Origin of the sequence: Streptomyces sp. CB01881 (genome assembly GCF_002953255.1) — a bacterium.
GTDB lineage: Bacteria > Actinomycetota > Actinomycetes > Streptomycetales > Streptomycetaceae > Kitasatospora.
Window position 1 is genome coordinate 9,017,977 of sequence record NZ_CP026498.1, and the last position, 11,601, is coordinate 9,029,577.

An 11,601-nucleotide genomic window follows, 5' to 3' on the forward strand; every position below is an offset into this window, starting at 1 on the left:
CCCCGTCATCGTGTCCCTCCCACCGGCAGCCAGACCGCCAGCCGCCACGTCGTCCCGTCCTCCGCCGGCCCGGCCTCGCAGCCGCCGTGCAGCACCGCGGCCCGCTCGCCGATCCCGCGCAGCCCGCGGCCGCCACCGGGGCGGCTGGGGCGGGCCGGGCCCAGCGGGTTGGTCAGCTCGATCTCCAGCCGGCCCGCGGCCAGCCCCACCCGGAGCCCGGCGGGCGCGGTCGGCCCGGCGTGCCGCAGCACGTTGGTCAGGCCCTCCTGGACGATCCGGTACGCCTCGCGCGAGAGGGCGCCCGGCAGCCGTTCCAGGCCGGGCGGCAGCCCGGCGTCGACCTTCAGCCCGGTCCGGGCGAGCTGGCGCAGCAGGTCGTCCAGCCCGGCCAGGGTCGGCCCGGAGGGCTCGGCGTCGGCCCGGTCCTCCTCGCGCAGCAGGCCGAGCACGGCGTCCAGCTCGGCGACGGCGGCCCGCGCCGTCTCGCCGATCGCCTGGAGCGCCTCCGCGGCGAAGTCCGGGTCGGTCCGCAGCACCCGGGCGGCCGCCGAGGCCTGGATGCCGACCGCGCTGAGCGCGTGGCCGACCGAGTCGTGCAGCTCGCGCGCCAGCCGGTTGCGCTGGGCGAGCACGGTGGCCCGCCGTTCGGCCGCGGCCACCCGCTCCTCCGGGGTCGGGCCGAGCAGGACGGGCGCCCAGCGGGCCAGCAGGGCTCCCAGGCCGGCGCTGGTGGAGAGGATCAGCAGCATCAGCGCGAGGCCCGTGACCGGCCCGGGCAGCCAGGACGGGGACCCGCGGTCCTGCCAGAACCGCACCAGATCGCCCAGCGACGGCCCGACCAGCGGCGAGATCACCAGCATGACCGCGAACGGCGTCCCGGCCAGCGTCATCCCGCTGACCACGCCGCCGAACAGCAGGTGCAGCACGTACCAGGCGGCGGTCTGCCGCCGGGCCGCCCAGGACCGGCCCGGGCCGGTGGCGACCTCGTCCGGCCGGTTCGGTGCACAGAGGGCCCGCGCGGCCGCCCCCTCCAGGCCACGCACGGTCGGCACCAGCGCGGTAACGGCGGCCATCGGCAGGGACATACCGAGTGCGGCGAAGTAGAGGAGCAGTTGGACCACCGGACCGTGCTCCGGGTTGAGCGCCCCGATCGCCACGGTCGACAGCATCCAGTACGGCATCAGCAGCGCGCCGCCGAGGACCAGGTACACCCAGCGCAGCCGGGCCCGCCGTCCGAACAGCGCGCTCGCGGCACGCCGCAGCCCCCGCCGTTCCGTGCCCGCCCCCGTGTTCACCCGGCCGACTCTACGGCAGCGGTCGTCCGAGCGGCGGTGCTCTGCGCGGCGGTCGTCCGAGCGGCGGGCGCTCCGCGGGTGCTCAAGCGTGCCGCGGTGGCCGCCGCGTCGCCGGCCGTCCCGTCGGTGGCCGCGTGCGCGGCCGCCCGTTCGACCAGCGCGATCGCGCCGACCACCAGCACCAGCAGACCGGTCAGCAGCTGTGCGGTCTCCACCAGGGGCATCAGCCCCGGCACGGCCTTCCGGGGATCGGTCACCTCGGTGACCGTTCCGAACACCACCAGCTGCCAGGAGCCCCAGCCGAACAGGGAGCCGGCCGCCGTCCACGCCACCACCAGGGGCACCCGCAGCCGACGCTCCGGCCGGGCGCGGAACACCAGGGCCAGCAGCGCGGTCACGGCGGCCACCGCCATGACCGCGATCACGCCGTCCAGCACGGCCACGGACCGGCTGCGCTCCTCGGCGAACAGCACCGGCAGCCCCGTCGCGCCGCCCGCCGCCCAGTACCCCCGGGCCGCCGCCACGCCGAGTGCGAGCACCGCGGCGACGCCGGCGAGGGCGCGTTGGAGGGTGAGCGTGGGGGAGTCGGGCAGATCGCCGATCCGGCTGCGCAGCAGGCCCGCCCAGCGCCGCCCCGCGTAGAGCAGGAAGGCGGTGATCAGCGCGAGGCCCTGGACCGAGAAGCCGCCGTAGACGACGACGAACACCCAGTCGTCGAGCCCGCCCGGGCCCTGGTTGCCGGAGCCGCCGCCCGGGGCCTTCTCGGCGCCGAACAGCAGGGTGGCGAGCGTGCTGAGCGGCAGTGCCACCAGGATGGTGCCGAGCAGCCCGGTCGCCACCCACATCGGGAAGGCGAGCAGCCCGGCCGGTGCCCGCCGCCCCCACGGGCGGACGAACGAGAGCGCCAGCAGCACCGCGATCGCGTCCATGCCAAAGGTCAGCAGGTTCACCAGCCAGAGCTTGTCCATCTCGGCCGGGTCGTTGACGCCGACCTGGTGGCCGGTCAGCCAGAGCAGCTTGAGCGTCAGGTACGGCACCGTGGCGGCGACGGCGGTCCAGGCGGCCGCGCCGCGCACCCGGTCGGCCGGGGTCTTCGTGGTCATGCCCCCACACTCCCGGCCCGGCGTCGTGCGGGACGTCCTCCCGGCACACGATCCGCCTCCCCCGCCGGGGGGATCCGCCGCTCCGGGTCTCCTGCCGGAGACCTGCGGGCCACCGGAGACCTGTGGGCCACCGGGAACCCGGCTGCCACCGGAGACCTGTGGGCTACCGGGAACCCGGCTGCCACCGGAGACCTGTGGGCTACCGGGAACCCGGCTGCCACCGGGAACCCGCGGGCCCGTCCGGGCGGTGTGCTCGGACGGGCCCGGGGCCCGGGGCGCATGGTGTTACGGGAGGATCGGCTCGCAGCCGACGGCCTTGCCGCCGGCGGCGAGGAACCGCGTCCACAGCTCCCTGTCGTCGGGGAAGAGCGTCCGCGCCGAGCAGTCGCAGCTTGAAGTAGGTGGGCCTGCCCTGACAGGTCACGACGACCTCGTCGTTGCTCGGGAACGAGAGGCCCATGGTCCAGTGCGACCGGCCGAACGCCTCCGGAGTGTCCTTGTCGGCGTCCGGCACCCTGAGCCGGGGGTCGGTCCCGATGGCGAAGGCCGCGGCCGTACTGCCCATCCCGACCTCGCAGGACCAGAGCGGGTCCAACGCGGTGGTGGCCCGCTGCCGGTACCCGCGGGCAGCGGACGCGCCGCCGGGGACCGTCAGACCGGGCAGGCCGCAGACGTTGCCGCTGTCCAGATCCTGCTTCGCACCGGGGGCCGACAGGTTTCCGGGCGCCGGGAGCTTCGGTGCCGTGCAGTTCCGTCGCGTCGCGAGTCCGTTGGCGGCCGCCACCGCGAACCGTGCGAGGTCGCCGTCGTCGACGGAACCCCCCTTGGTCGCGTCCACCCTCGCACGCAGTCCTCCGGTGCCGCAGCCTTCCGGCAGCAGGGCCCACGCCACGGGGCCCGTGACGCCGCCGGCCGAACCCCCGTTGGCCTGGGCGGCGAACAGGCGTGCGCCGGCATCGGCCTCGGACACCGCGGTGTCCCGGTCCGAGCGGACCCCCACCAGGACCGATCTGTGCCCGCCGAACACCCCGGTGCTCACCACCGCGGTGCACGAGGACCCGCTGTCGTGCAGCGGCGCCGGCTCGCCGTTGTCCTGCTCGCTGATCCGCCCGGGTCCCAGGGCGTCGTGCAGGGCGTCGGCGCTCACCACGCCGTTGCACACGGTGTCCGGACCGAGCACGTCGGTCAGGTTGTACAGCAGCACCCCCGAGACGCCCGCCGTGATCGCAGCGATCACGGCCGCCGCCCGCAGGCGCAGCCGCCGGGTGGTGAAGCCGCGCCGGGTGAGGGCCTGGTCGAGGTTCCCCGTCGTCATGCGGGTCACGGGTTGCCGAGCGCGTTGTGGTAGGCCCGGTCGATGGACGAGCGGTAGTGCACCCCGGCGCTGTCGGCCAGCTGCTTCGTCACGCTGCCGGTCGCGTCGATGTCCTGGTCCGAGACGCCCGACCGGCGGGCCTTCTCCTGGATCATGGTCATCAGCTGGGACTCGCCGGCCGTGTAGTTCTTGCTCACGTCGCCCTGGGCCCTGACGTCGAGTTCGACGTTGGCCTTGTTCGCCCAGTCGGAGGTGCCGATGTCGACCAGCCGCTGGGCGACGTCGCCCAGGGGGAACCAGGAGGCACCCGGGACCTTCAGCATGTTCGCCGCGGTGCGGGTCTCAGGCGCCGAAACCGGCGGCGGTGGCGTGCTCGTTGCCGTGGTAGTTGCGCTGGGTGCTGTCGAGCTTCTCGGCGGTGCCGGTCAGCTTGTCGTGCAGCGTCCTGCACTGCTGCAGCCAGCGCTCGGTGGAGGCGGTGAGCGCGCCGCCGAAGGAGAAGCCGCGGATCCTGGTGGCCGCCGTGCTCGCGTGCTCGGCGAGGTTGTTGCCGCCCTTGCCGTTGGCGCTGTCGAGATCGGTGGCGATCTGCCGGGCGATCCCGGCCGAGGCGTTGAGCTCGTGCGGGTTGTCGAGCCGGGTGGTGGGCGCGGTCGGGGCCGGGCCCGGGGAGGGGCTCGGCGTGGGAGCCGCGAAGGGGGAGGTGCCGGGCGCGGAGATCGGGACGACGGTGCCCGGCGCCGGGTTGATCGGCGCGCCCGGCGGGGACGCCGGTGCGACCGGTCCGGTGGTGAATCCTGGGTTACCCATGTGCGTCTGCTCTCTTTCCTCCGGCTGGGGCCGGAACCCCTCCGAGCAAGCAGGACGGCCCTGTTGGTCCCTCCGTCGGTGTACCGACGCACCCTTCGTGGTCGCGGTTGCACGGAGCGCGTCAAGGATCCGCGAAGGAGGGGAAGGGCCGGGGCGGGAGCGGCGGACGGCGGGGTGCGGGGGTGACGGAGAGCCGGGTGCCGGGGCGGCGGACGGGCCGGGGGCGGGGTGCCGGACGGGCCGGGTGTCGGGGGCCGAAGGTCTTGTTACCGGCGGGTCGCTTCCCTATCATCGCGAGTGTGACAGCTTTACTGTCAAACCCCGAAAGGGCTGTAGCCAGTGCATGACTCCAGCAGTCCCGGCCCGCTGGCCGGCGTCCGGGTGGTCGAGCTCGCGGGGATCGGGCCCGGCCCCTTCGCCGCCATGCTGCTGGCCGACCTCGGTGCCGACGTGGTCCGGGTGGACCGGCCCGACCCCTCACCGGTCGCCCCCGACCCCGCGTTCGACGTCACCAACCGCAACAAGCGCTCGGTGCTGGTCGACCTCAAGTCCCCCGAGGGGCCCGGCCAGGTGCTCGACCTGGTCGGGCGCGCCCACCTGCTGATCGAGGGCTACCGCCCCGGCGTCGCCGAGCGCCTCGGCGTCGGCCCGGACGCCTGCCTCGCCCGCAACCCCGCCCTGGTCTACGGCCGGATGACCGGCTGGGGCCAGCACGGCCCGCTCGCCGCCCGGGCCGGTCACGACATCGGCTACTCGGCGGTGGCCGGCGTCCTCGGCATGATCGGACCGGCCGGCGGCCCGCCCGCCATCCCCGTCAACCTGCTCGGCGACTTCGCCGGCGGCTCGCTCTACCTGGTCGTGGGCCTGCTCGCCGCACTCCACCACGCCCGCGAGACCGGCACCGGCCAGGTCGTCGACGCCGCCATCGTGGACGGCGCGGCCCATCTCACCTCCGTGTTCTGGGGCCTGCTCGCCTCCGGCCAGTGGCAGGACCGCCGGGGCGTCAACCTGCTCGACGGCGGCGCCCCCTGCTACTCCGTCTACCAGGCCAAGGACGGCGGCCACCTCGCCGTCGGCGCGCTGGAGCCGCAGTTCTACGCAGAGTTCGCCCGGCTGCTGGGGCTCGGCCCCGACGCACCCGGCCAGTGGGAGACGGCCCGCTGGCCCGAACTGCGGGCCCTGATCGCCGCCCGCTTCGCCACCCGGACCAGGGCCGAGTGGGAGACCGTCTTCGCCGGCTCCGACGCCTGCGTCGAACCGGTACTGACGCTGCATCAGGCCGCCGCGTCCGAGCACCTGACGGCCCGCCGGACGTACATCGAGGCGGACGGCTTCACCCAGCCCGCCCCCGCACCCCGGTTCTCCGCCACCCCCGGCGCGCTGCGCCGCCCGCCCGCCAGGCCGGGCGCGGACACCGTCGAGGTCGCCCGGGACTGGGCCGTGCCCGGACTCCTGTCCTCCAAGAACTCCTCCGACTCCCAGGCCCGATAAGGAGCTTGCCGTGCAACGCGACATCTACACCGAGGAGCACGAGGACTTCCGGACGACCGTCAGGTCCTTCCTCGCCAAGGAGGTGCTGCCGCACTACGACCGGTGGGAGCAGGCCGGCATCGTGGACCGCTCCGCCTGGCTGGCCGCCGGCCGGCAGGGCCTGCTCGGCCTCGCCGTCCCCGAGGAGTACGGCGGCGGGGGCAGCACGGACTTCCGCTACGCGGCGGTGCTGGCCGAGGAGTTCGCCCGGGCCGGCGCCTCCGGCCTGGCGCTCGGCCTGCACAACGACATCATCGGCCCGTACCTCACCTCGCTCGCCACCGACGAGCAGAAGCGCCGCTGGCTGCCAGGGTTCTGCACCGGAGAGCTGATCACCGCCATCGCGATGACCGAACCCGGCACCGGCTCCGACCTCCAGGGCATCCGCACCCACGCCGTCGACCAGGGCGACCACTACCTGCTCAACGGCGCCAAGACCTTCATCTCCAACGGCATCCTCGCCGACCTGGTGGTCGTGGTCGCCCGCACCACCCCCGAGGGCGGGGCGCACGGCCTCAGCCTGCTGGTGGTCGAGCGCGGAACGCCCGGCTTCGAGCGCGGCCGCAACCTCGACAAGATCGGCCAGAAGTCCCAGGACACCGCCGAGTTGTTCTTCGAGGACGTGCGCGTCCCGAAGGAGAACCTGCTCGGCGAGGAGAACCGGGGCTTCGTCCACCTGATGCAGAACCTCGCCCAGGAGCGGCTCGCCATCGCCGCCGCCGCGATCGCCGGCGCCGAGCACCTGGTCGAGATCACCACCGCGTACGTGAAGCAGCGCGAGGCCTTCGGCCGGCCGCTCGCCAAGCTCCAGCACGTCCGCTTCGAGATCGCCGAACTCGCCACCGAGTGCGCCGTGACCCGCGCCTTCGTGGACCGCTGCATCACCGAGCACAACCGCTACGCACTCACCCCGGCGGACGCCTCGATGGCCAAGTGGTGGGCCACCGAACTGCAGAAGCGAACCGCCGATCGCTGCCTCCAACTCCACGGCGGATACGGGTACATGAGCGAGTTCCCGGTCGCGCGCGCCTTCACCGACGGGCGCATCCAGACCATCTACGGCGGCACCACCGAGATCATGAAAGAGATCGTCGGCCGCTCCATCCTCGGCTGAGGTCCCTCTTCAACCCCCTGCCCCCGAAAGGCGTTTCCACCGTGACCACCGAAGCGTACGTCTACGACGCGATCCGCACCCCGCGCGGCCGGGGCAAGGCCACCGGCTCGCTGCACGGCACCAAGCCGATCGACCTGGTCGTCGGCCTGATCCACGAGCTGCGCCGCCGCTTCCCCGACCTGGACCCGGCCGCCGTCGACGACATCGTGCTCGGCGTGGTCAGCCCGATCGGCGACCAGGGATCCGACATCGCCCGGATCGCCGCCATCGCGGCAGGCCTGCCCGACACGGTGGCCGGCGTCCAGGAGAACCGGTTCTGCGCCTCCGGCCTGGAGGCCGTCAACCTGGCTGCGGCCAAGGTCCGTTCGGGCTGGGAGGACCTCATCCTGGCCGGCGGGGTCGAGTCGATGTCCCGGGTGAAGATGGGCTCCGACGGCGGCGCCTGGGCGATGGACCCGATGACCAGCTACGAGACCAACTTCGTGCCCCAGGGCATCGGCGCCGACCTGATCGCCACCATCGAGGGCCTCTCCCGGACCGACGTGGACGCCTTCGCCGCCGAGTCCCAGGCCCGCGCCGCCAAGGCCCAGGCCGACGGGCTGTTCGACCGCTCGGTCGTCCCGGTCCTCGACCGCAACGGCCTGGTCGTGCTGGAGCGCGACGAGTTCATCCGCCCCGGCACCACCGTGGAGACCCTGGCCGGCCTCAAGCCCTCCTTCGCCGCCATCGGCGACGCCGGCGGCTTCGACGCCGTCGCCCTGCAGAAGTACCACTGGGTGGAGGCGATCGACCACGTCCACCACGCCGGCAACTCCTCCGGCATCGTGGACGGCGCCGCCCTGGTCGCCATCGGCAACCGCGAGGTCGGCGAGCGGTACGGGCTGCGCCCGCGCGCCCGGATCGTCTCCGCCGCCGTCTCCGGCTCCGAGCCCACCATCATGCTCACCGGTCCGGCCCCCGCCACCCGCAAGGCACTCGCCAAGGCCGGGCTGACCGCCGCCGACATCGACCTGGTCGAGATCAACGAGGCCTTCGCGGCCGTCGCCCTGCGCTTCATCCGCGAGCTGGGCTTCCGGCACGACCAGGTGAACGTCAACGGCGGTGCGATCGCCCTCGGCCACCCGCTCGGCGCCACCGGCGCGATGCTCCTCGGCACCGTGATCGACGAACTGGAGCGGCGCGACCTGCGCTACGGCCTGGTCACCCTCTGCGTCGGCGGCGGCATGGGCATCGCCACCATCGTCGAGCGCATCTGACCCCGTCGCATCCGACCTCCTCATTTCCCCGGAGACCCGAACATGAGTGACACCACCACCATCCGCTGGGAGCAGGACCAGGACGGCGTGGTCACCCTCGTCCTCGACGACCCCACCCAGTCCGTCAACACCATGAACGAGGCCTTCACGGCCGACCTCGGCGTCACCGTCGAGCGCCTGGCCGGCCTCGGTGACGAACTGCGCGGCGTCGTCATCACCTCGGCGAAGAAGACCTTCTTCGCCGGGGGCGACCTCAAGATCCTCTCCGCCGCCCGCCCCGAGGACGCCGCCGCCGTCTTCGAGAAGTCGATGCGGATCAAGCGCGCCCTGCGCCGGCTGGAGACGCTCGGCAAGCCGGTGGTCGCCGCCGTCAACGGCAGCGCCCTCGGCGGCGGCCTGGAGCTCGCCCTGGCCTGCCACCACCGGATCGCCCTGGACACCCCCGCCAGCCGGATCGGCCTGCCCGAAGTCACCCTCGGCCTGCTCCCGGGCGGCGGCGGGATCGTCCGCACGGTCCGGCTGTTCGGCATCGCCGACGCCCTGCTGAAGGTGCTCCTCCAGGGCCGCCAGTACCGGCCGGCGCAGGCGCTCCAGCACGGACTGGTCCACGAACTGGTCGACACCCCGCAGGAGCTGGCCGCCCGGGCACGCGCCTGGATCGACGCCAACCCGACCGCCGTCCAGCCCTGGGACGTCAAGGGCTACAGGATCCCCGGCGGCACCCCCAGCACCCCCGCGCTCGCCGCCAACCTGCCCGCCTTCCCGTCCAACCTGCGCAAGCAGCTGGCCGGCGCCCCCTACCCCGCCCCGCGCAACGTGCTGGCGGCGGCGGTGGAGAGCGCCCAGGTCGACGTCGACACCGCGATGGCGATCGAGGCCCGGTACTTCACCGAGCTGGCCTGCGGGCAGACCAGCAAGAACATGATCCAGGCGCTCTTCTTCGACATGCAGGCGGTCAACTCCGGGGCCGGTCGCCCCAGCGCCTTCGAGAAGCGGACGGTCCGCAAGGTCGCCGTGCTCGGCGCCGGCATGATGGGCGCGGGCATCGCCTACACCTGCGCCAAGGCCGGCATCGAGGTGCTGCTGAAGGACGTCACCGTCGAGGCCGCCGAGCGCGGCAAGGCCTACTCCGCCGGCCTGCTGGAGAAGGCCGTCGCGCGCGGCCGCTCCACCGAGGCGCAGCGCGAGGAACTGCTCGCCCGGATCACCCCCACCGCCGATGCCGCCGACCTCGCCGACTGCGACGCGGTGATCGAGGCCGTCTTCGAGAACCCCGAGCTGAAGCACAAGGTCTTCCAGGAGATCGAGGGAGTGGTGGCGCCGGACGCGCTGCTCTGCTCCAACACCTCCACCCTGCCGATCGGACTGCTCGCCGAGGGCGTCCAGCGCACCACCGACTTCATCGGCCTGCACTTCTTCTCGCCGGTCGACAAGATGCGGCTGGTGGAGATCATCCGCGGCCCGCAGACCGGTGACGAGGCCCTGGCCCGCGCCTTCGACCTGGTCCGGCAGATCGACCGGACGCCGATCGTCGTCAACGACTCGCGCGGCTTCTTCACCTCCCGGGTGATCGGCCAGTTCATCAACGAGGGCGTCGCGATGGTCGGCGAGGGCGTCGACCCCTCCTCCGTCGAGCAGGCCGCCGCCCAGGCCGGCTACCCCGCCAAGGTGCTCTCGCTGCTCGACGAGCTCACGCTCACCCTGCCGCGCAAGATCCGCAACGAGTACCGGCGCGCGGCCGAGGCGGCCGGCGGCAGCTGGACCGCCCACCCGGCCGACGCCGTGGTGGACCGGATGGTCGACGAGTTCGGCCGCCCCGGCCGCAGCGGCGGCGCCGGCTTCTACGAGTACGGCGAGGACGGCAGGCGCGGGCGGCTCTGGCCCGGGCTGCGCGAGCACTTCACGCGCGCCGACGTCGCGGTGCCGTTCGAGGACCTCAAGGAGCGGATGCTCTTCAGCGAGGCACTGGACTCGGTCCGCTGCCTGGAGGAGGGCGTGCTGACCTCGGTCGCCGACGGCAACGTGGGCTCGATCCTCGGCATCGGCTTCCCGGCCTGGACCGGCGGCGTCTTCCAGTACATCAACGGGTACGAGGGCGGCCCGGCCGGCTTCGCGGCCCGCGCCCGCGAACTGGCCGCCGCGTACGGCGAGCGGTTCGCGCCGTCCGCCCTCCTGGAGCGGATCGCTGCGGAGGGGCGGACGTTCACGGACTGAGGTTCGGTGACTGACCTTCACCGACGGACGTTCACCGACTGACGTTCGGGCAGGTGAGGGGTCTGGGCGGTGGGGGCTTCGGGGTGCCTGAGGCCGGGTGCCTGAGGCCGGGGGCTGAGGTCGGGGGTGAGTCGGGGGTCCGGCCCCGCGGGCCCGGTGGGTCCGGCCCCGCGGGCCCGGTGCCGGGTCAGCTGGGCGAGTCCGTGGTGTTCCTCGCGGCCTCGCCCAGCTCCTCCTTGAGGGAGCGCTGGAACGCCGTCACCAGCGCCTGCGCGACCATCGGCTGGATGTGGTCGGTCAGCGCCTTCATCCGTTCCAGCTCCGCCGGCCCCGGCTCGCTCTCCCGGTACGGCTTCCACACGGTCTCGCGGAACAGCCTCTGCAGCTCGTGCGCCGTCGCCCGGCTGTGCTCCAGCACGACGGCGCGCGCGGCCAGCAGCGTCTCCAACGGGATCGGCACGTCCAGGATCCGTACGCCGAGCGGCAGCAGCCCCGGATCCACCCGGAACACCTCGGCGTCCGCCGTCCGCTCCAGCGCCCCCATCGCGCCCAGCCGGTCCAGCTGCGCCTCCGACAGCGCCTGCCCGGCCCGCCGCTCCAGCTGTGCCCGGCTGACCTCCTCCGCCGCCTCCGGCGTCCACGACGCCACCAGGGCCCGGTGGATCGCCAGGTCCAGGGAGGTGCTGTCCTGCGGCAGCCGCGCCAGGTACCGCTCGATCGCCGCCAGCGTCAGCCCCTGGCGCTGCAACTCCTCGATCAGCTCCAGCCGGTCCAGGTGCTCCGGTCCGTACAGACCCACCCGCCGTGGCCCCAGCTCCGGCGGCGGCAGCAGACCCTTCGTCCCGTAGAACCGCACGGTCCGCACCGTCACCCCCGCCCGCGCCGCGAGCTCGTCGACCGTCAGCCGCGCCTCCACGCCCTCCCGTGCCCCCATCCGCCGTCTCCACCTCTGTAGCACCAGTGC

At 73.8% G+C, this 11,601-nt stretch carries 10 protein-coding genes; 4 read left to right on the forward strand and 6 right to left on the reverse strand.

Going from position 1 to position 11,601, the window contains the following annotated elements; genetic code table 11:
• Positions 1-5: 5 nt before the first annotated feature.
• The 5 genes from C2142_RS29495 to C2142_RS29515 all read right to left on the reverse strand — a co-directional run bounded on the left by C2142_RS29495 (position 6) and on the right by C2142_RS29515 (position 4,523).
• The gene (locus C2142_RS29495) at positions 6-1,295 is read right to left on the reverse strand and encodes a histidine kinase (protein WP_241002847.1); all 1,290 of its coding nucleotides are present in this window, start codon (positions 1,293-1,295) and stop codon (positions 6-8) included.
• Positions 1,292-2,398 (reverse strand): hypothetical protein, encoded by a 1,107-nt coding sequence (locus tag C2142_RS29500; protein WP_148645754.1) that lies wholly within the window; start codon positions 2,396-2,398, stop codon positions 1,292-1,294. The genes C2142_RS29495 and C2142_RS29500 overlap by 4 nt, the downstream gene beginning before the upstream one ends.
• Before the next feature lie 199 nt (positions 2,399-2,597).
• Entirely contained in the window at positions 2,598-3,713 is a 1,116-nt protein-coding gene (locus C2142_RS29505) for a hypothetical protein (protein ID WP_148645755.1), read from the reverse strand.
• 5 nt (positions 3,714-3,718) lie between these two features.
• On the reverse strand, positions 3,719-4,036 hold the full coding sequence (locus C2142_RS29510; RefSeq protein WP_148645756.1) for a hypothetical protein: 318 nt from the start codon (positions 4,034-4,036) through the stop codon (positions 3,719-3,721).
• 19 nt (positions 4,037-4,055) lie between these two features.
• Positions 4,056-4,523, reverse strand: coding sequence for a hypothetical protein (locus tag C2142_RS29515; protein WP_153882830.1), 468 nt, complete (start codon positions 4,521-4,523; stop codon positions 4,056-4,058).
• Positions 4,524-4,862: 339 nt separating this feature from the next.
• Here C2142_RS29515 and C2142_RS29520 point away from each other — a divergent pair, with 339 nt between their 5' ends.
• The 4 genes from C2142_RS29520 to C2142_RS29535 are packed head-to-tail and all read left to right on the forward strand — an operon-like array spanning position 4,863 to position 10,637.
• Positions 4,863-6,014 (forward strand): CaiB/BaiF CoA-transferase family protein, encoded by a 1,152-nt coding sequence (locus C2142_RS29520; RefSeq protein WP_194235818.1) that lies wholly within the window; start codon positions 4,863-4,865, stop codon positions 6,012-6,014.
• Positions 6,015-6,024: 10 nt separating this feature from the next.
• Positions 6,025-7,167, forward strand: coding sequence for an acyl-CoA dehydrogenase family protein (locus C2142_RS29525; protein ID WP_148645757.1), 1,143 nt, complete (start codon positions 6,025-6,027; stop codon positions 7,165-7,167).
• A 41-nt stretch (positions 7,168-7,208) separates the two neighbouring features.
• Positions 7,209-8,423 (forward strand): acetyl-CoA C-acetyltransferase, encoded by a 1,215-nt coding sequence (locus tag C2142_RS29530; RefSeq protein ID WP_148645758.1) that lies wholly within the window; start codon positions 7,209-7,211, stop codon positions 8,421-8,423.
• 42 nt (positions 8,424-8,465) lie between these two features.
• Positions 8,466-10,637 carry a 3-hydroxyacyl-CoA dehydrogenase NAD-binding domain-containing protein gene (locus C2142_RS29535; RefSeq protein WP_148645759.1) on the forward strand — a complete coding sequence of 724 codons (2,172 nt, stop codon included), beginning with the start codon at positions 8,466-8,468 and terminating at the stop codon, positions 10,635-10,637.
• A gap of 187 nt (positions 10,638-10,824) precedes the next feature.
• Here C2142_RS29535 and C2142_RS29540 read toward each other — a convergent pair whose 3' ends face one another.
• A complete protein-coding gene (locus C2142_RS29540; RefSeq protein ID WP_148645760.1) occupies positions 10,825-11,571 on the reverse strand; it encodes a MerR family transcriptional regulator in 747 nt (248 codons plus the stop codon).
• Positions 11,572-11,601 lie beyond the last annotated feature (30 nt).

What these genes read in the sequence shown, in the direction of transcription:
- C2142_RS29500 (WP_148645754.1), bottom strand. Translation starts at nt 2,398, where the DNA reads ATGACCACGAAGACCCCGGCCGACCGGGTGCGCGGCGCGGCCGCCTGG.
- C2142_RS29540 (WP_148645760.1), bottom strand. Translation starts at nt 11,571, where the DNA reads ATGGGGGCACGGGAGGGCGTGGAGGCGCGGCTGACGGTCGACGAGCTC.
- C2142_RS29515 (WP_153882830.1), bottom strand. Translation starts at nt 4,523, where the DNA reads ATGGGTAACCCAGGATTCACCACCGGACCGGTCGCACCGGCGTCCCCG.
- C2142_RS29535 (WP_148645759.1), top strand. Translation starts at nt 8,466, where the DNA reads ATGAGTGACACCACCACCATCCGCTGGGAGCAGGACCAGGACGGCGTG.
- C2142_RS29505 (WP_148645755.1), bottom strand. Translation starts at nt 3,713, where the DNA reads ATGACGACGGGGAACCTCGACCAGGCCCTCACCCGGCGCGGCTTCACC.
- C2142_RS29510 (WP_148645756.1), bottom strand. Translation starts at nt 4,036, where the DNA reads ATGCTGAAGGTCCCGGGTGCCTCCTGGTTCCCCCTGGGCGACGTCGCC.